Source organism: Candidatus Phytoplasma asiaticum, from assembly GCF_015100165.3.
GTDB classification, from domain to species: domain Bacteria; phylum Bacillota_I; class Bacilli_A; order Acholeplasmatales; family Acholeplasmataceae; genus Phytoplasma; species Phytoplasma citri.
Window position 1 is genome coordinate 502,326 of record NZ_CP097206.1, and the last position, 21,770, is coordinate 524,095.

Below are 21,770 nucleotides of genomic sequence, written 5' to 3' on the forward strand. Positions count from 1 at the left end.
ATTATTTCATATATTAAGCTTAAAATAATAAAATTAACTCTTTAAATTTGTAATTATGATAATATTATAATATCACATAATGAAAAATTAAAATTTGAAAATAAAAAGTATTAAAATTAAAAAAAATTTAATTTTAATTTAATGTTTATTTAAAATTCAAATTAAATCCATGAAATATTCAATATTTATCGCATAAGAGGGAAATTAAAATTAATAAAATGAATAATAAAAATGAAAATTTACAAAAAAAAATATTCAAATTAAAACAAGAAATTAAATTGAAAATTCAAGAACTAAACAAAATAAATTCTTTATATCAATTAGATATCCAATATAATCAATTTAATAAATATTTTGCAGAAATATTTAAATATATTAAAAAATGTGATTTAAAAACAAAAAAAGAATTAGGCCAACAAATAAATGAATTAAAAAAAAATTCTATCTTTGTTTATCAAAATAATAAAATAAAAATCGAAAACAAACAATTGCAAAACAAAATCAAAAAAGAAAAAATCGATATTACTTTGCCCGGTTTTTTGTTTCCAACAGGAAGCTTACACCCTATAACAACAATAATTGAAGAATTAGAAAATTTTTTTTTAAAAATGGGTTATAACATTTATGAAAACCAAGAAATCGAAACAGATTTATATAACTTTGAACTTATGAATATAAGTAAAAATCATCCAGCTAGAGATATGCAAGATTCTTTTTATTTAGATCAAACACAAGAAAAACTTTTAAGAACTCATGTATCTTCAATGCAAATTAAAGCTATGTTACAATACCCTAATAAACCTTTAAAAATAATTTCATCAGGAAATGTTTATCGTAGAGATAAAGATGATGCGACTCATAGTCATCAATTCACTCAATTAGATGGTTTTGTAATAGATTACACAGCTAATTTGGAAAATTTAAAAACTACTATTACCTTATTAATAAAACATATTTTCGGAAAAAAACAAAAAATATTTTTTCGACCATCTTATTTCCCTTTTACCAATCCAAGTTTAGAAGTAGATTTAATCCTAACAAAAAAAAATAAAGAAGAAATATACCTTGAAATTATGGGAGCAGGATTAATACATCCAAATATATTAAAACAAGGTGGTTTTGATCCTAATAAATATCAAGGATTTGCTTTTGGCATGGGTATTGAACGTATAGCTATGTTAAAATATAAAATAGAAGATATTCGAGATTTTTATAATAATGATTTAAGATTTTTAAAACAATTTTCATTATTAAATTGATATATAATAAGATCTTTTATTCAATATTTATATATAAAAATAATTAAAAAAGAGAAAATATCATGATTATCAACGAAAACATTTTAAAAAAATATTTATCCCAACCTATTCCTAAAAACTTAAAATTTCTAATTAATAATCATATAACAGAAGTAGAAAAAATAGAAATAATTCATCCTCAATTAACATTAAAGAATAACCAAAAATATATTATTGGAAAAATTATTAAAATTATAAACCAAATAATTACAATAGATATTGGCAAAAATATAATATTTATTGATAAAAATAAAATTATTAATTTTGATAATCTTTTAATAAATCAAAAAATTATTGTTTTAATAGAACCAAAATCACAAAATATTATTTCTAACTTTGATAACAACCAAAATTCAGATATTTATGATAAAAACATTTACAACACAAAAATAATTTCAGCTAAAGATTTACAATTATCTCATACGCATTTAATAGAATCCGAAAAAACTGAAATATTATATTTGGATGAACAAGCTCCTGTAGGAAAATGCGCTTTAACATATTTAAATTTAAAAGGTTCAGTTATCACCTTAGCATTAACTCCTAATAGAGTAGATCTTTTATCGCATATAGGATTTGCTAAAGATCTCAATGCTGTATTAGACTCATCTAACCCACAATTAATTCATTTTCAAAATCTCAACAATAACCCTCGCGAATTAGATAAAATAAATCCTTTCATTATCCATATCAAAAACGATAATTGTTATGAATATAGTTTAAGATATATAACAAATTTGATAGTAAAACCTAGCCCTTTATGGTTACGTAATTTATTAATAACAAACCAAATAGAACCTATTAATAACATTATTGATATTATTAATTTAATAATGATAGAATATGGAATACCATTAAATGTTTTTGATGCCGAAAAATTAACTAACAAACAAATCGAAATAAGAAATGCTAAACCCAACGAAAAAATTTGCCATCTAAACAACAAAACATATTTTTTAAAACATCAACAAGACATAGTAATTACTAATAATAATAACGTTATCTCTTTGGGTAATATTTTAAATAATCCAGATTATGAAATTACAAATAAAACTAAAAACATTATTATTACAAGTAGTTATTGGAACATAGAAATTATCTCAAAAATAGCTAAATATCATCAAATAAATAATCCTAAAACTTTATTATTAACCAAAGGAATTGATCAAAATTTGATTCAAAAAGCCTTAAACCAAGCTACATATTTAATACAAAAATTAACTTATGGAAAAGTATATAAAAAAATTTCATCTCAAAAAATAAAACAACATAATAATCCGAAAATAAAAATTACATTAAAAGAAATTAATAAAAAAATAGGTTTAAAATTATCTTCTAATAAAATTATCAATATATTAAATAAATTAAATTATAAAGTAGATTTTATATCTAAACCTTCTCAAAATTATTTTATGGCACAAGCTCCTGAAAGACGTTATGATATTATGACTCCTGAAGACATAATAGCAGATTTAGTGAGATTAAAAGGTTTTAATAATAAAACAAAACAATCCGCTATAAATCATTTTACAGAACATAACACATGTGCAAAAAATTTAATTAAATTAAAAAAATTTTTAGCTCACTTAGGATTTTATGAAATAAAAACATACAAACTTATTAATCAAAAAATTTTTAACTTATTCAATCAGAATCAAAATTATTTATCAGTTATAAATCCTATTAATGAAGAAAGAAAAATTCTTAGACAAGCCTTAAGCGGAAGTATGTTAGAAGTTTTAGAATTTAATCACAAAAATAAAAATATAGATAATGCTTTTTTTGAAATATCACATGTATTTTATAAAAACCAAGAGATTTTGCATTTATCTTTAGGTATTAGCGGTCATTTAATAAAAAATTACTGGTTAAAACAAAATATAGAAAGTTCTTTCTTTATTTTGAAAGGAGTTTTAGAAAAAATAGCTCATTTTTTAAATATTAATTTATCGTTCTCAATAACCAAAAAATATTCGAATCTACATCCAGGAGCACAAGCCAATATTCAAATGAATAACAAAAATATTGGTTTTATAGGAGAAATACATCCAAAATTAACTTTAATAAATAACTTAAACCAAAGTTTTATAGCTGAAATTAATCTAGATCTAATTTTAAAACAATCTTTTAATAATAATATAATTGTTAATAAAATTAATAAATTACCTTATATAACCCGAGATTTAAGTTTTTGGATAAGTAAAAAATTTAATTTTAAACAAATATTAAAAATCTTAACAAAAGATTTTCGAAAAATTTTAAGAAAATGTGAATTATTAGATGTATATATGCCAAAATCTAATACCCCAAATACAAATCAAGAATATTATTCTTTATCTTTTCGTTTAACATTCGAAAATATCAATAATGACTTAAATAAAATTACAATAGAACAAATTATCCATCAAATAGAAAATAATTTAAAAAATAAATTTAAAGCAAAAATAAGATAAAAAAATACTATATATCATCATAAAAGGAGCTTATATTGTATAAAGGACTTGTTGTTAAAAATTTAATAAATAAATATGTTATTATAGATTTATCACAAAAAAAAACTATAATTGCTCAACCTAAAGGTAAAATAAAAGATTTTAATAAAAAAAATATAACAACTAAATCGCTATACCATTGTCCTATCAAAATAGGAGATATAGTAGAATATGAATTTAAATATAATAATTTTTTTATTATAAATATACAAACTCGTAAAAATGAATTAGAAAGACCTCATATAGTAAATATTGATCAAGTGCTATTAATATTTTCTCTTACAGAACCTAAAATAGATTTTAAGTTATTAGATAAATTTTTAATAATTCTACAAAGATTAAACATTAAAATAATATTGATTTTCACTAAAAAAGATTTAATAAATCAAGAACAATTCCAATATATAAAAAATCAACTTTCATATTACGAAAAATGGTATTCTGTAATATATATTAACGCTAAACAAAAAAATAATATAAATTATATAATCGAACAATTAAAAAATAAAATAACTATTATGGCGGGACAAACTGGTGTAGGTAAATCAACTTTATTTAATAATTTGACTTCTCTTAAAGTAAAAACTCAACCGATTTCTATTCGTTCGTTTAAAGGTAAACATACAACGACAAGCTCACAATTATATATGTGTCATCAGGGTTATTTAGCTGATACGCCTGGATTTTCCAAGTTAACAATATCTAATTTAAAAACTAATGAAATTAAAAATTTCTATCCAGATTTCAATTCTATATCTGAACAATGTTTTTTCGGAAATAATTGTTTACATATTGAAGAAAAAAAATGTAAAATAATAGAAAATTATCAAAAAGGTTTAATTACTAAAAGCAGATATCTTAATTATCTCTTCTTAGTAAAGCAAAATAAAAACAATACAAATTAAAATAAATTAATAAAATATTTGAAATCCCATTTATCTACATAAAATATTTTTATTATATAATAATAAATACATAATTTATACACTAATACTTTAACAAAATTTTAACGATTATATAAATGATAAGGAAAGTCGATTGTATAAAAAAATGGATTTTGATAAAATCAAACAAAGACAAAAACAAATAAGAAATTTTTCTATTATTGCACATATAGATCATGGCAAATCTACTTTAGCTGATAGAATTTTAGAAATAACCAATACTGTTCTAAAACACGAAATGAAACCTCAATTTTTAGATTCTATGGCTTTAGAACAAGAAAGAGGAATAACCATTAAATTAAATGCTATTCAAATAAAATACCATAGTTTAGAAAAAAAAGAATATATTATGCATTTAATTGACACACCAGGTCACAGCGATTTTAGATATGAAGTTTCACGTTCTTTAGCAGCATGCGAAGGAGCATTATTAGTAGTAGATGCTACTCAAGGAATACAGTCTCAAACCATATCAAATCTAAAATTAGCTTTGGAAAATAAACTTATAATTATACCTGTAATAAATAAAATAGATGCACCAAACGCTAATATACCTAAAATTCAACAAGAAATTAAAAATCTTCTACAAATCGATATCAATTCCATTATATTAGCAAGCGGAAAAACAGGTGCAGGAATTAAAAATGTTTTAGAGAAAATTATAAAAAATATTCCCTGTCCCAAAGGAGATCCCCAATCACCTTTGCAAGCTTTAATTTTTGATTCAAAATTTAATAATTATAAAGGGGTAATACCTCATATCAGAATTATAAATGGAACCCTTAAAAAAGGAGATCGTATACGCTTTATTAAAAGTAAAGCTGTTTATGATGTTATAGAAGTAGGTACCTTTCAACCTAATCCCGTTATACAACCATTTTTAACTACAGGAGATGTAGGTTACTTAACTGCTTTTATTAAAAATATTGACGATGTAAAAATCGGTGATACCATTACTTTAAACAAAAATCTTCAAATTCATGCATTACCAGGATATAAAGTAATTAATCCTGTAGTTTTTTGCGGTTTTTATCCTGCTGAAAGCAAACAATACATTAATCTTCAAGAAGCATTACAAAAATTAAAATTAAACGACTCATCCTTAATTTACGAAAAATCTAATTCTAATATTTTAGGCATGGGCTTTCGTATTGGTTGCTTAGGTTTATTACATATGGATATTATTAAAGAAAGAATTACTCGTGAATTTAAAATAGAAGTTATTATCACTGCTCCTTCAGTTATTTTCCATGTTTATACCAAACAAAACCAAAAAATTATTATAGATAACCTACAAAAATGGCCTCAAAATCAAGCTATCGAAAAAATAGAAGAACCTTTCATAAAAGCTTTTATAACATGTCCGGAAAAATACATAGGTTCAGTAATGAAATTAACACAAAATAAAAGAGGAATTTTACAAAATATCAAATATTTAGAAAATCAAAATACAATATTAACATATTTATTACCTTTTGGAGAAATTATTTACGATTATTTCGATCAATTAAAATCTGCAACCCAAGGATATGCTGCTTTTGATTATCAAATGGAAAATTACTATCCAAGTAAATTAAAAAAAATGGATATTTTATTAAATTCTGAAATAGTTGATGCGTTATCTTTAGTAGTTCATGAAGATTTCGCTTATACTAAAGGCAAACTAATTTGCAATAAATTAAAAGAATTAATACCGAAACAAATGTTTGAAATTACAATTCAAGCAGCTCTTGGTAAAAAAATTATAACCAGAGAAAATATAAAAGCTTTAAGAAAAAATGTTACAGATAAATGTTATGGCGGAGATCATACAAGGAAAAAAAAGTTATTAGAAAAACAAAAAGCCGGAAAAAAGAAAATGAGAGCTCTAGGAAAAGTTAAATTACCTCAACAAGCTTTTTTAGCTATTTTAGCAAATAAATAATTAAAATATTTTTAGAAAAACTTATCAAATAATTAATTTTTATCAGAGCCAAAAGAGAGGGAGGTACAATACAAATATATATGACCGATTTAATAGAACTAAAAAATATTACTAAGGTTATAAATAATCAAATAATTTTAAAAGATATTAATTTAAAAATTAAAACAAATGAATTTGTAACTATCTTAGGACCTTCAGGATGCGGTAAAACAACTATTCTAAAAATTATAGGAGGTTTTGATACTTGCAGTAGTGGTGATATTTTGTTCAAAAATAAAAGTATTTTAAACGTACCACCTCACAAAAGATTAATAAACACAGTTTTTCAAAATTATTCACTTTTTCCTCATTTAAATGTTTTAGAAAATATAGCTTTTGGCTTAAGAGTAAAAGATTTAAATTACACAACGAAACAAAAAATAAAAAATGTCAACAATACCACAAAACAAAAAATTAATTCTATTAAAGAAAAATATAAACAAAAAATAAAAATAATTCAAAATAATTTAAACCAAAATTATTTATTTTCATTGTTGCCATTTTATAAAAAACATCCTGAACTCAAAAAATTAAAAATAGCTTTAAAAGAGGACATAGAACTTATAAAAAAACAACAGCAACTATTATTAAGTCAATTTAATCAAAAATTATTATGCTCAATAACAAAAGAAGAATTTATTAAAAACAAAGTTTTACATTATTTGAAATTAGTGGGCTTACAAGGATTTGAAAACAGAAATATTTACCAACTATCCGGAGGACAACAACAACGAGTAGCTATCGCTAGAGCTTTAATTAATGAACCTGAAGTAGCTTTATTTGATGAACCTTTAGCAGCATTAGACCTAAAATCAAGACAAGAAATGCAATACGAATTAAAAGAAATGCAAAAAATTTTCGGTATTACTTTTATAGTAGTAACACACGATCAATCCGAAGCTTTAACTATGAGTGATAAAATAGTAGTTATCAAACAAGGAGCTATTCAACAAATAGGGAATCCTGAGGATATTTATAATGAACCTGCCAACAAATTTATAGCCCAATTTATTGGGGAATCAAATCTAATTTCTGGAATTATGAAAGATGATTTTGTAGTTTTATTTGATAATAAAGAATTTCGTTGTATAGATTATGGTTTTCGAAAAAATCAACCTGTTGATATAGTTATAAGACCAGAAGATATAGATATTGTAAATTATAAAGATGGTTTAATTACAGGAATAGTTCATTCTATATCCTTTAAAGGAGTTTATTGGGAAGTCATTATTAAAACTAAATATAGAAATTATTTAATTCATACAACAGATTTTATTGAAAAAAATGCCCAAATAGGAATATCTTTTAATCCCGAAGACATTCATATTATGGAAACATGGTAAAATTAAAAATGAAAAATATTATTAAAAATAAATCCAATAAATTTTACAAATGGTTAGCTTTACCATATTTAATTATTATAATTTTATTAATTATAATGCCAATATTAATAATTTGTTTTGATTCAATTCAAGAATATGATGATACCAAAATTATTAAAATGGTTTTTACTACTAAATACTATTATAATTTTTATACTAATTTAAATTTTATTTATATTATTATAAGATCTATTTCTATTTCCATTATAGCTACTTTTTTGGTCATTATTATTACTTACCCATTAGCATATGGCGTTTCAAAATTAAATCCTTTAATCCAACCAATAATCATTTTATTAATTAATGGCACTATTTGGATTAATATGATTTTAAAGACACAAGCTTTAGTACAAATTTTATCTTTAACAGAAAAATTCTTAAACATTAACATACTAGAAACTAATATAGCTATGTTTATTGGTTTTTTATATCTTTTTTTACCTTATATGTTTTTATCTATTTATCTAAATATTTCTAAAATAGACAAAAGTTTGATTGAAGCTGCTCAAGATTTAGGAGCTAATGAACAACAAGTATTTAAAAAAATTATATTTCCTTTATCATTGCCTGGTATTATTGAAGGAACCATTTTGATTTTATTACAAATAGTCACTAATATTATTGTTCCGAAATATCTAGGACCTACAAATGTCATGGTGATAAGCGAATTAATAGAAAATAAAATATTTTTAAATGATGAAACTAAAAGCGCTTGTGTTATAGCTATTAACTTAACAATTCTGATGTTAATAATCTTAAAACTTTGTCCTAAAAATCAATACTATAAATATGCTAAAGAAGGGAAATAATAATTATGAAAATGAATGTCAAAAAGAATTTGTTATACATATATCTAACAACTATGTTAATTTTTATTTATCTCCCTATTATCTCTTTAATAATTTTTTCTTTTAACGAAAACGAAGGCAGAATAGCTTCATTAATACATTTCAACAAATTTGGTTTTAAATGGTATCACAAAATAATACAAGATGAATCAGTAAAAAAAGCTATAATAGTAACTTTAGAAATAGCCTTTCTATCCACTATTATATCAACTGTAATCGGAACTTTAGCAGCTATTTCTTTAATGAATTATAACAAAAAATGGCAAAAAATTATTTTATCTATAAATCAATTCCCCATCATTATACCCGAAATAATAAATGCTTTATCTTTATTTATTTTATTTAGTTTTATGAGATTAAACAACGGCTTTTGGCGTATGTTATTATCACATATTTCTTTTAGCGTACCTTATGTTTTAATTACCATTTATAATAAATGTTGCAATTTAGATTTAGATACTATAGAAGCGGCTTATGATTTAGGAGCTACACCAAATCAAACTTTAATTAAAATTATTTTACCTCAATTAAAAAATTCTATCATAGCAGGAGCTAGTATAGCTTTTGCTTTATCTTTTGATGATTTTATTATTTCTTATTTTGCAGGAGGTTCTGAATTTCAAAATATCTCAGCTTATATATATAGTTTAAAAGGCACTATTAATCCTACTATTAACGCTGTATCTTCATTGCTAATTTTATTTATTTTAATAAAAATAATGTTTCATTGTTATTTTGTGAAAAAAAATCAATATGAATACTAGAAAAAAAATAATAAGTATAATATTATTTCTATCAATAATTTTTATCGCCAACTTATATAGAATTATATCTCAAAATTCTGCTAAACAAAGTATAATATTATTCAATTGGGGGGAATATATTGATCCTAAAATTATTTCCGATTATAACAAGCAATCAAAAAATTTTATTATTAAACAAAATTTTTTTTCATCAAATGAAATAGCTATAAATAAAATAAAAACAGGGGATATCTATGATATTGCTATTTTAAGTGAATACGCTATAGAACAATTAAAAGATAATTATCTTCATAAAATAGATAAAGATAAATTAACAAATTATCCCAAATTCACTAACAATTTTAAAAAAATTCAAAAAGATAAATTGCCCCAAAATATACAAGAATATATTATCCCATATTTTTGGGGAAAATTAGGTTTTTTATACAACAAACATAAAATAAGTCGAGAACAAATAAGTAAAAATTGGACCCAAATATTACAAAATAATAATTATAAAGTAGCGCTATATAATAATCCTTTTGAAGGCATATTTATAGGATTAAAAGCAACCCAAGGTAACATCAGCCAAGCCAATACAACAGAGATTATTAAAGCTAAAGAATGGTTACTAACTTTAAAGCAAAAAAATAAAAATTTATTTTTTGTTACAGATCAAATTTTAGATAATATGCGTATAACTAATCAAGAACGTTATGACATAGCTGTTACTTATTCTGGTGATGCTAGATATCTAATGCAACAAAATCCTAATCTTGAATACTATGATTTTAATGATCCAGAAAATAATATTTATCAAACAAATATTTGGGTAGATAGCTTAGTATTACCTAAAGGAAGTAATACAATCGGAGCTTATGATTTTATCAATTTTTTATTAAAAAATAGTAATCTTAAACAAAACGCTTTATTTGTGGGATATGACTCTCCCTACGAAAACATTAATGAAAACAATGATATCTTAAAAATAAATATCAATAGCAAAGATAATATATACAAATATAATGTTCAAACCAAAAAACAAATTAATGATGCTTGGAATGAAATTTATGCATATCCCAGACCACAAGATAAATATTTATTATTATTAAGTTTTTTAATCATTATATTTTGTTTCATAATAAAACTAAAAATAAATTTGCCGAAAAATAATAAATTTTTTATTAACAAATATAAATAAATTAAAAAAATAATCTCAAAATTATAATTAAAATAACAAAATTATATTTTTAATTTTTTATAACTTTTAAATAAATTCCTTCACTTTTTTTAGATCACCTAATTGTTGTAAAATTTGCTTAGCTTCGGTAAATAATTTATAAAAATTAAAACATTTAGTATACATTTTATCAATAAATTCTAAATCTCTATACACTTCCTGTACTTTAGAATGTTGATAAGTATAATAAACTAAAAAAAAAGCTTTATCAGCATTAGAACAATAAAGTTGAGCTTGAATTTGTGCATAATAAAATTTGGGTATTTTATCATTCAAAAAAAAATCTCTCCAAGAAGAAGTATCACAGGAAATAGGACATTTAATTTCTAAAATACTTCGGGAATTTGAATTCCAACCATCTAAAGAAGCAGACATGAATTGTTTCACAAAAACAGCAGGAACAAAATCCATTTTAAAAACTGAATTAAAAAAAAATCTAGCTTCAGGTTCCAAACGACGTCCACGACGCATAGCTTCATTAACTTCTATTTTCTCTTTAAATAATTTTCTTTTAAATAATAACTTAACACTTTCAAAAGGATTTAAACCCATAATAGCCGCTACCTCAGAAGCATTAATATAATTATTTCTATGTTCGTGCCAAGATATAGAATCTTGTTTAATATCTATTAATTTACTCGAATCATCTAACATATAAAATTAATTATCCTTATCTTTCTAAATTAAATTTGAATGAAAAAATTATATCGAATTTCAAATTATAATTTATCAATTAAAAAAAGATTTTTAGCATTCTTAGTAGTTTGCTTAATAACATCAGATAAACTTATTTGTCGTAAATAAGCAATCTTTTCAGCGATAATACTTAAATAAGCAGGTTCATTACGTTTGGTTTTTTCCAAAGGAAAAGGTGTTAAAAAAGGAGAATCAGTTTCTAATAATATTTTATCTAAAGGTATTTTAGAAGCTACTTCGTGAGCTACTAAAACATTATTATAAGTAACAATGCCACCAATACCTATATAAAATCCTAATTCAACAGCCTTTTGAGCCTCTTCTAAATTATTTACTAAACAATGAAAAACTCCTTTAAGTTTATTTCGATAAGGCAATAAAACTTGATAAACTTCTTCAAAAGCTTCTCGAGCATGCAAAATAACAGGTAAATTATATTTAAGAGCTAAATCTAATTGAATTTGTAAATTTTTTTTTTGAATATGTAAAGAAGTTTTATCTCTATATAAATCAATACCAATTTCTCCTACTGCTACAACTTGTGGTAATCTCAAATATTGTTGAATGGTCATAGGATCTTCATTTTGCCAATAGCATGGATGTATACCCACTGCAATTTTAATACATTCATATTCTAAAGCCAACTGAAAAGCTTTTGCATTAGTTTGAGCGTTTAATCCTGGAACAATAAAATATTTAATCCCATTATTATTAGCTTTATCTATAACTTCGTTTAAATCTTTTTCATAATCATTTAAATTTAAGTGTGTATGAGTATCAATTAATAACATATATTTAATACAAAAAACTCCTATATTCTTTTTTAAATTTAAAAAATTAAAAAAACTTCATAAAATTAAGATCTTAAAAATATTAATACTTTTTATTTTAGTAGCCTTTGAAAAAAGTTAAACACCGAATATAAAAAATAAACTAAAAATTAATTTTTGAATTATAAATTTTAAATTTATTTTTTTGAATATTCACTTCTTTAGCACTATCAAGATCGTTAGACTTATTCTTAGAAAAGCTACTTAATAAACCCCCCCATTAAGCTTTAAGTCTCTAATTACTAAAAAATAGCAAAAAATCGCTTTATTATAGAAAATAATGTTTTTTTATCTCATTATAAGTTTAATTTAATAACCTAAATATCAAATCTTGATTCCTCTTTTAAGAAGAAATTAATCCTTGTATTTGCGGCAATCTTCTTATCTTCGAAAGCTGAATTATTCGGCGAAGGTAACTTCTTAACTAATTCACTTCGTCGTAACTAACTTTTAAGAATAGATGTAGTTCCTAATGTTTTTCTTTTGGAAACTATTTATTTTTTTATTAGCACTAGTAATTGATGAGATTATTTAATATTTAGGAATTTTGGTACCATAACTAAATATATATTTACAATTAAAAATCACTAATTAAAAGGGAGGATTATAATCTGTTAATCCCCCCCTTTTTGCAAAAAATATTCTATTATATAATCATATAAAAATTTTTATTTAATTCAAACTTAAATAATATTTTTCTCATAAAAACTTAATTTTTTAATAAGATAAATAAAACATTCTTCTTTACAAATGAATAGGTTTATCCACGGCTCCTAAAAAAGTTTCTAAATTTAATTCTGATAAAGTTGGATGAGGATGAATTATTTCCGTAGCGTTATACGCTGTGCCATTAAAATGCATTAAAGCTCCAGTTTCAGTAATTAATTCTGTAGCGTTATAAGCATAAATATGCATACCTAAAATTTGAAGTGTATTTTTATCAACAATTAATTTTGCAAAACCTTCTAAATCACCATCAGCATGAGCTTTACCTATTGCTTGAACAGGCATTTTAGAAATTTTATAATTTAAATTACGTTCTTTGGCTTGTTGTTCTGTACAACCAATAGAAGCTATTTCAGGAAAACTATAAATACATGAAGGAACATGATCATAATTAATAGGATTAATTTGATCTTTCAAATTTAAAGCATGATGTGCAGCTATAATACCTTCATGACTTGCAACATGAGCTAACATATATTTACCATTAACATCTCCAATAGCATATACATCAGGTATAGAAGTTTGTAAAAAATTATCAGTCAAAATACCATTTCTATCCATAGTTAAATTTAATTTATCTAAACCTATTAAATTAGGTTTTGTTCCGACAGCCATCAAAATAATATCTGCTGTTTCTTGACATAAACTTTGTTGATATTCGTAATAAACAGTATTTTTATCAATCTTAATTACATTAGCTTCTGTCATAACATTGATATTGGCATTTTTAAGATTTTTAGTATAAGCAATTATAATATCGTTATCCATTGAACTAATAATAGATTTTTGTTTTTCTACAATAATCACTTCAGATCCAAATTTATTAAAAATAGTAGCAAATTCGACACCTATTATCCCTCCACCTATTATAATTATTTTTTTAGGAAAGGTTTCTAATTGTACTAATTCTTTACTGGTATATAAATATTTATTTAAATAAGATTCTTGAGCTCCTGGTATAGGAGGTATAAAAGCATGAGAACCAGTCGCTATAATAAGTTTTTTAGTTTTTAAAATTTGATTATTCACAACAACTTGATAAGCATTTACAACTTCTGCCGAACCAAAATAAAAATCAATTGATTTATTTTTTTTCAAAAGAAAAGCTATTCCATTAGTCAAAGTTTTCACAATTTTATCTTTACGTTGTAATATAGATTTCCAATCAAAAGAAATATTTTCTATATTATTTAATCCGAATTGACTAGCATTTTTGCATAAATCCCAAACTTTAGCACTTTTTAAAAAAGCTTTTGTAGGTATACAACCATAATTTAAACAAATGCCGCCTATTTTATGTTTCTCAATTAAAGCCACTTTGGCACCTAACTGAGCAGCTTTGATAGCTGCAACATAACCTCCTGGACCGCCACCTATAACTAAAATATCATATATTTGTTGCATATCATTAAAAAACCCGCTTTACAATTGAAATATTTTTTAATTAAATAAATTTAAAACAAAATAATAAAAATAAATTGAAAAAAATTAAATAAATTTAAAAAATTAATTTTTCTTTAAGATTTATTATTAGAAATTAGTCACTAACAAATATTCAAATATTCTTTTTAAATTCTTGTAAAATTATAAATTTATAAAAATATCATTAATAGAAAATTAATAAGTTTATTAACAAATACGGATAGATTAATTGCGTTTTATGCAGCGATTTATCTTTGCTGTTTTATTTACAATCAGCCCCCGTCCAAACCGGACAAGCAAGTTTCCAAGCATCCGGCTTTCCCTAATTCACTCTCTCTCGAGAACTAATTTCCCCTCACGGTTGATTAGCTATTTAATTCTTATTGTTCTTGTTTTCTAATATCGTGTATTTGTTAATTGGTTATCTTCTGATGACAATCTTGACACAATACTTCAGTTCTTTTATTCCCGACCCTGTGGCGATGCGCGTTACGAATCGTCCCAATGTGATGAATTTGCAGTGGGGTTGTTTTGTCACAGTTCTCACAACGTTCCGCTTTTAGACGATTAGTTAAATTCGTACGACCTTGGAATATAAATCTATTAATGCTAATATCCGGATTTCCCTTATAGTTACACATTTTTTTAATTCTGTTCCAAGAATAAACATCCCACGGTTCGTAATGGGTTTTTTCTTTATTAAGATAAGAAATACACACCCAAGTCGAACCTATCTTGCATTTTTTCCGAACTCTGGCAATCGATGTTTTCCATTTTCTTGCCAGTGTCTTCAAACAGCTATACTCAGCTAGATAATTTAGATGAAATTAAAACCTTTAGATTGTTAGCTAAACAAAAGTATTGGATAAGTCCTTTGACAATTGTCTTATAGGTCCGAATTATTTCTAATTCGTCTCTCTCTTCGCTAATGTTTCGTCGTGTTTCGTTTTTCCCTTTTTTAACCAATTGTATTCATACCCATATTCTTCGACTTTCGCTTTAGAAATTTGGATTTGAACTTTGCCACTTAAGGATTTCTTATAAACCTTTTTAGTGTTTGCTGGTTGGATTTACCTTTATCATATAGGATAGAAAGTAATTAATCCCTTTGTTGGCTTTGACAATGTTTGATTTATCCCTGCTAATTGATAAAGTAATCAGCATAACGAATATATATTCAGCTCTTAGTTTTGGATTTAGGTTAAGAGAATTGTCGATTCCCAGTTTATAATGTTGGTTTTTAAGCCATGCTTTTCCATATTCTGGGCTATTCTTCCTAATTGGTTTTTTCTCTTTAATTAGTTCATTCATTTTCAAGCCGATATAATGTAGATATATATTCGCCGGCATATAGGAAATTCCGATAAAGATTCGTATTTGATCCCATCTTTCATGAAACCGGCTTTTAACCATTTGCAGATAGTCGAGAGGGTTTGATTCTTTATGATGAACTGATTTAAGGTTCTTATAAGAATCTCATGATTGATCTATATCAAAGTAACCTTTTAAGTCAATTTTGACAAGGTAATCAATTCCTTGAAATCTTTATTTAACGCGTTTGACAGCGTCATGGCCAGATTTTTTGGTTCTACACTAGGAATGAGAATTCTTTTAACTGGTTTCGGGTTATAACCATTATTGACGTATTCCTGATGGTATCTTTCTAGTTTTCCTAGATTAATTCCATCAATGGTCTCATTGTCAACACCCGGTTTTCCTGCCCCTTTGTTAGTGGCAATTTTGTTGAATGCCGTTAACATGTTATAAAAATTATTCATTCCTTGTTGGAGTTCTCTTTTTAAGGAGTGGCCTTTTGCTGAACAATATTGAATTTTATCCCGTGTTCGCGAAAGTTTAGTTTCTATTGAAACCGTTGTTGACATAGTATATCAATCCCTTTCTTGATGCCATTTAATTTATTGCATCTTTTTGCCTTTCTTAGGAATATCCCAAGAATCATTTGGTAGCAAAATAATCTTGACTAACTACTTCCATCGCAAAACACTTTTAAGAACCACTTGTCGTTATTTCTTATGTCCTTTGAGAAAATTTTCTTTATAAATCTAGTTTTTAATGAGATTATTTCTTTTAAAACTATACCTTATTAATCGCACAAAAAATAATACTAATAAAATGCTAATATTATATTTTTATAGATTATAAAATCAAAATCACAATTATAACTTTATATAAAATTCATCAAATAAACAATAATATCTTCAACAAAACATTTTTATAATTATTCAATCAAAACCGATGGATTATTAAATAAATCTTTAAAAGAACTTAAAAATCTAGATGCTATACCGCCATCTATAATACGATGATCAAAACTTAAAGACAAAGGTAACATGTAGGCTTTTCCAATATTACCATCTTCCAAAACAACAGGTTTTAACTTCATTACACCCATACCTAAAATAGCTACTTGAGGAAAATAAATAACAGGAGTTCCATAAGAAACCCCAAAAGTTCCCCAATTACTTAAAGTAAAAGTTCCATCATTAATATCTTTATAAACTAATTTTTTATCTCGAGTACGTTGGGATAAATTTTGAATAGATTCTGCAATTTTCCAAATATTTAAATTATCAGCATCTTTAATATTAGGTACCATTAAACCATCATCAGTATCTACAGCTATACCTAAATTAATATATTTTTTAATTATAATTTCTTCTTTTTGATCGTCAAAAGTAGAATTAAAAATAGGGAATTGTTTTAATAATTTAACTAAAGCTTTTGAAACAAAAGCTAAATAAGTTAGTTTTATATTTGATGTGGAATTTTTAGATTTTAATTCAGCTCTTAAATCAACAACATTATTCATATTAAATTCTTCCATTAAAGTAACATCCGGAATAATTGCTTTAGCAATAGACATTTGTTTTGATATAGCTTTACGTAAATTAGAAATTTTTTGAACTTCTACTCTGTCAACATCTTGAAATTTATTATTTTTTTTATCTACATCTGACATATATTTCATCCCCTTGTATTATTTAAATTTATAAATATATTTATTCTTCGTTATCTATTTCTATAACTGCTAAAACTTGATCCAATTCTACTTGATCTGAAGGAGAACATTTTATTTCTAAAATAACGCCATCTACAGGAGAAAGTAATGTATCAGATAACTTGTCATTTTCAATTTCAAATAATCCTTGACCTTCTTTTACTTTATCTCCGACTTTACAAAGACATTTAGTTATAGTTCCCTCATGTAAACCTTCACCTAAATCATGAAATTTAAATTCATACTTTTGTTTATGTTTCATAACAATTAAACCTACTTCTTTTTTGATTTTGTGCATAATAAAAAACAATTATTATTTTTATTATTATTTTATTTATATATCCGAAACACTAGAATACTTATAATATTTAAAATATAAAATCATTTTTATAACTTATTAAACATTTTTCTAATATAATAAATAATTTTAGTAGGATTTAAAACTTGATGATATTCTCCTCTAGCTAAAGGAGTTATAATATCGTGGCCTGTAATACGTACAGGAGCAGTTTTTAAAGCATCAAAAGCATATTCATTTACTAAAGTAATTATTTCTCCTGCCGGACCATAAGTTTTAGTAGCTTCATGAGCTACTACTATCCTACCAGTTTTTTTCACAGATTGAACAATAGTTTCTTGATCTATAGGAATAATACTTCTTAAGTCAATTAATTCAACAGAAATATTATCTTTTTGCAAAGATTCAATAGCATTTAAAATCACAGGAATAGCAGATGACCATCCTACTATAGTAACATCAGAACCTTCTTTAACTACTCGAGCTTTACCAATTTCTATTTCATAAGGTTCTACAGGAACTTCTTCTCTACGAGCACGATATAAAACTTTTGGTTCTAAAAAAATCACAGGATCATTACATTTTATAGCAGATATCAATAATCCTTTAGCATCAATAGGATTAGATGGGACTACTACATGTAATCCTGGAAAAGAAGCTAACATACCTTCAATAGATTCAGAATGATGTTCTAAAGCTTTAATATTGCCTTGTATTGTAGTTCGAATTACCATCGGAACTGTAAAATTTCCACGAGTACGATTACGTAATCTCACAGCATGACAAAATAAATCTTGTAAAGCTGGAAAAATAAAACCTTCAAATTGTATTTCCGCTATAGGACGAAAACCCGCTAAAGCTAATCCGATGCCACTACCTAAAATACTAGATTCCGAAATAGGAGTATTAAAAACTTTTGACCCCCCGTATTTATTATATAAACCTCTAAGAACTCTAAAAACGCCACCTAAATGTTCAACATCTTCTCCAAACAAAATAACTTTCGGAATATTCTCTAACGCATAATCTAAAGTATGATTAATAGCTTCTAACATATTCATTTTTATAAAAGCCATAATTTTATTTCCCTTCTTCTGTTGATTTTAAAAATAATTCATAATCATGCAACTGATTTTTTAATTGAGAAGTCATATTTTCATAAGTATGTTCGAAAACCTCTCTTGGTTCTACTATATTAGCGTAAGTTAAAATAGATTTATGAGCTTCTTTGATTTTCTCAATAACATTATTTTTAATTTTATTAATCAAATCATCTGTTAAAATATTTTTATTCATTAAATATTTTTGAAATCTTAAAATAGGTTCTTTTTTAAACCATTCTTCTTCTTCAGTTTTAGAACGATATAAAGAAGGATTGTCGTTGGTAGTATGCCCTAATAAACGATATGTATATAATTCCATTAAAGAAGGGCCATTTCCGTTTCTAGCAGATTCAATAAAATGTTTGGAAGCAGCATAAACAGCTAAAATATCATTACCATCAACTCTTATACCAGGTATACCAAAAGCAATAGCTTTTTGAGCTAAACTTTCAGCATAACAAGCTACTTTTCTAGGAGTAGAAATAGCATATTGATTATTTTGAATAGCTACTACTAAAGGAACTTGAAAAACCGCTGCATAATTCAAACCCGCTGCAAATTCTTCACTCGCAGTACCGCCATCTCCAATAGTTGCTACTGTAACATCCTTTTTATTATCTAATTTACTAGCTAAAGCTAATCCAGCACCTATATTTATAGAACTACCAATAATAATATTAACAGGCAAAATACGTTTTCGAGAATCTATAGCTGAACCTCTTTCATTACCATACCAATAAAGCAAAATATTTTCTACAGAAACACCACGATATAAAAACATTCCTAAATCACGAAAATAAGGAGAAATCCAATCATTATCTGAACAAGCCGCAGCAAGACCTATCTGACAAGCTTCATGACCTGTATTTAATACATAAGAAAGCATACGTCCTTGACGCTGATATTGAAAGGCTGCTGTATCTGTTTCTCTAGTAAAAACCATAAACTCATACATTTTTAATAATTCTTCATTTGATAAATTAGGTTCAAATTCAGGATTAATTACAAAACCTTTTTCGTCTAAAACTTGAAACATAGGTTTTTGTTCTACATTATATAAAAAATCATCTATCTTTTTAAACAAAATTATAACTCCTTTATTTAACTTTCTAAATAATAATAAATATTACATTTAATAATTAAATTATTTAACTTAAATTAATTTAATAAAATCATAAAAAAATTCAAATTATTTAATCAAAATTTGAGATACATTCACTTCAATTAGTTGATTGGCTTCTATTTGATAATCAATCATTTTGGCATTCAATTCATCGAAGTTTAAAACCGGTATAACACCAAAATACAAAGATAACCAAGATGCTTCTTTAAGATTTGCAACTACAGCTAATATTGGAAAAGCAGAATGAAACTTAGAAATAATACAAGCATCTGAAAAATTATTTACTAAAATAGCTTTAGCATTTATAATGCTAGCTAATTCAATTGCACCTAATAAAAATTTTTCCCTCCAAATTTTAGGTTCATAATAATTCAAAAAAACATCATAATCTAAAAATTTTTCCGCACTTTTATTAATATTATACATATATCGAACAGATTCTAAAGGATAATTTCCTGAGGCACTTTCGCCAGATAACATAGTAGCACTTGTACCTTCTCGAACCGCATTGAAAACATCTGAAATTTCGGCTTTAGTAGGGCGGGGATTTTTTTGCATAGATTCTAACATCTGAGTAGCTACAATTACCAGTTTACCTTTCTGAAGACATTTATCAATAATTTCGCTTTGATATAAAGGAACTAAAGTACCATCAATTTCAATTCCCAAATCACCTCTAGCAACCATAATACCATCCGAAATATCTAAAATTTCATCTATATGATCTATACCTTCTTGATTTTCTATTTTAGCAATAATTTTAAGATTATCACATTTATTCGATTCCAAAAGATCTTTAATATCTTGTATATCTTGAGCATTTCGGACAAAAGAAGCCGCGATATAATCATAATTTTGTTCAATAGCGAACAAAATATCTTTTTTATCTTTTTCCGACAAAAAAGGAATATTTAACTTAACACCAGGAACATTAACACCTCTTCGAGATTTAACTAAATGAGTATTTTGGGCTTTTGTGATTAACTCTTTTGTCAAATCATCCTTTTCAATCACTTGCAAAGATAAATAACCATCATCAATATTAATAAAATCACCTATATGTAATTCATTATAAAAATTCGAATAAGTTACAGAAAAAATTTTACTATTACCTAAAACTTCTTTTGAAGAAATTCTCACTAAAGAATCTTTATTTATTAAAACATTACCATCAAAATTATGAGTTCTAATTTCAGGACCTTTAGTATCTAACATTAATGCTACATATTTATTTAATTCTTGATTAATAGTTCTAATAATAGAAATTATTTTTTTACTAACATCATAATCAGCATGAGAAAAATTAAATCTAGCAACACTTAAACCATTAGAAATCATATTTTTCAAAATTGTTTCAGAATAACAGGAAGGTCCTAAAGTGCAAATAATCTTTGTTTTATTCATAAATAACCATATCCCACTTTGCTTTTTTACATTTACTTTAAAAATTAATCTCAAATTAAAAAATATTTTATCAAAATCTTAAAAAAAATTATGTTTAAAAACCGATCATGACTAATAATTCAATAAAAAATTAAAATTACTACTATATTATAAATCTTTTTTTATTATTTGCAAATCTATAAAATTAACATATTTTAAGAATTTTATAAAAATTATTTATCAAAAAATATCTAAAATCA

16 protein-coding genes and 1 pseudogene are annotated in these 21,770 nt (G+C 24.7%); 8 read left to right on the forward strand and 9 right to left on the reverse strand.

Going from position 1 to position 21,770, the window contains the following annotated elements:
• Positions 1 to 218: 218 nt before the first annotated feature.
• The 8 genes from pheS (at position 219) to H7686_RS02210 (ending at position 10,871) form a co-directional block, all read left to right on the forward strand.
• Positions 219 to 1,259 (forward strand): phenylalanine--tRNA ligase subunit alpha, encoded by a 1,041-nt coding sequence (gene pheS, locus H7686_RS02175; RefSeq protein WP_193621745.1) that lies wholly within the window; start codon positions 219 to 221, stop codon positions 1,257 to 1,259.
• A 62-nt stretch (positions 1,260 to 1,321) separates the two neighbouring features.
• Positions 1,322 to 3,751 (forward strand): phenylalanine--tRNA ligase subunit beta, encoded by a 2,430-nt coding sequence (gene pheT / locus H7686_RS02180; RefSeq protein ID WP_193621744.1) that lies wholly within the window; start codon positions 1,322 to 1,324, stop codon positions 3,749 to 3,751.
• A gap of 35 nt (positions 3,752 to 3,786) precedes the next feature.
• Complete coding sequence (gene rsgA / locus H7686_RS02185; protein ID WP_193621742.1) at positions 3,787 to 4,695, forward strand: ribosome small subunit-dependent GTPase A; 909 nt, start codon at positions 3,787 to 3,789, stop codon at positions 4,693 to 4,695.
• 145 nt (positions 4,696 to 4,840) lie between these two features.
• A complete protein-coding gene (gene lepA, locus H7686_RS02190) occupies positions 4,841 to 6,658 on the forward strand; it encodes a translation elongation factor 4 (protein ID WP_193621768.1) in 1,818 nt (605 codons plus the stop codon).
• A gap of 80 nt (positions 6,659 to 6,738) precedes the next feature.
• Positions 6,739 to 8,040: an ABC transporter ATP-binding protein gene (locus H7686_RS02195; RefSeq protein WP_193621740.1), complete on the forward strand. Its 1,302-nt coding sequence runs from the start codon at positions 6,739 to 6,741 to the stop codon at positions 8,038 to 8,040.
• Positions 8,034 to 8,888, forward strand: coding sequence for an ABC transporter permease (locus tag H7686_RS02200; protein WP_249175822.1), 855 nt, complete (start codon positions 8,034 to 8,036; stop codon positions 8,886 to 8,888). Before H7686_RS02195 ends, H7686_RS02200 begins: the two co-directional genes overlap by 7 nt.
• Before the next feature lie 5 nt (positions 8,889 to 8,893).
• A complete protein-coding gene (locus H7686_RS02205; RefSeq protein ID WP_193621737.1) occupies positions 8,894 to 9,691 on the forward strand; it encodes an ABC transporter permease in 798 nt (265 codons plus the stop codon).
• Positions 9,681 to 10,871, forward strand: coding sequence for an ABC transporter substrate-binding protein (locus H7686_RS02210; protein WP_193621735.1), 1,191 nt, complete (start codon positions 9,681 to 9,683; stop codon positions 10,869 to 10,871). Before H7686_RS02205 ends, H7686_RS02210 begins: the two co-directional genes overlap by 11 nt.
• Positions 10,872 to 10,937: 66 nt before the next feature.
• On the opposite strand, the gene H7686_RS02215 is transcribed toward H7686_RS02210, so the two are convergent.
• The 9 genes and pseudogenes from H7686_RS02215 to pyk form a co-directional block, all read right to left on the reverse strand.
• On the reverse strand, positions 10,938 to 11,564 hold the full coding sequence (locus H7686_RS02215) for a lambda-exonuclease family protein (protein WP_193621734.1): 627 nt from the start codon (positions 11,562 to 11,564) through the stop codon (positions 10,938 to 10,940).
• A 65-nt stretch (positions 11,565 to 11,629) separates the two neighbouring features.
• Positions 11,630 to 12,397 (reverse strand): TatD family hydrolase, encoded by a 768-nt coding sequence (locus H7686_RS02220; protein WP_193621732.1) that lies wholly within the window; start codon positions 12,395 to 12,397, stop codon positions 11,630 to 11,632.
• A gap of 783 nt (positions 12,398 to 13,180) precedes the next feature.
• On the reverse strand, positions 13,181 to 14,566 hold the full coding sequence (gene lpdA, locus H7686_RS02225; RefSeq protein WP_193621731.1) for a dihydrolipoyl dehydrogenase: 1,386 nt from the start codon (positions 14,564 to 14,566) through the stop codon (positions 13,181 to 13,183).
• Between the two features lie 431 nt (positions 14,567 to 14,997).
• Positions 14,998 to 16,467, reverse strand: a pseudogene (locus H7686_RS02230) (group II intron reverse transcriptase/maturase).
• A 356-nt stretch (positions 16,468 to 16,823) separates the two neighbouring features.
• Positions 16,824 to 17,564 (reverse strand): dihydrolipoamide acetyltransferase family protein, encoded by a 741-nt coding sequence (locus tag H7686_RS02235; protein WP_193621729.1) that lies wholly within the window; start codon positions 17,562 to 17,564, stop codon positions 16,824 to 16,826.
• Between the two features lie 40 nt (positions 17,565 to 17,604).
• On the reverse strand, positions 17,605 to 17,901 hold the full coding sequence (locus H7686_RS02240; RefSeq protein WP_249175818.1) for a biotin/lipoyl-containing protein: 297 nt from the start codon (positions 17,899 to 17,901) through the stop codon (positions 17,605 to 17,607).
• Between the two features lie 89 nt (positions 17,902 to 17,990).
• Positions 17,991 to 18,977 carry an alpha-ketoacid dehydrogenase subunit beta gene (locus H7686_RS02245; protein WP_193621727.1) on the reverse strand — a complete coding sequence of 329 codons (987 nt, stop codon included), beginning with the start codon at positions 18,975 to 18,977 and terminating at the stop codon, positions 17,991 to 17,993.
• 4 nt (positions 18,978 to 18,981) lie between these two features.
• A complete protein-coding gene (gene pdhA / locus H7686_RS02250) occupies positions 18,982 to 20,040 on the reverse strand; it encodes a pyruvate dehydrogenase (acetyl-transferring) E1 component subunit alpha (protein ID WP_193621766.1) in 1,059 nt (352 codons plus the stop codon).
• Between the two features lie 153 nt (positions 20,041 to 20,193).
• A complete protein-coding gene (pyk, locus tag H7686_RS02255; RefSeq protein WP_193621726.1) occupies positions 20,194 to 21,531 on the reverse strand; it encodes a pyruvate kinase in 1,338 nt (445 codons plus the stop codon).
• Between the last annotated feature and the right edge of the window lie 239 nt (positions 21,532 to 21,770).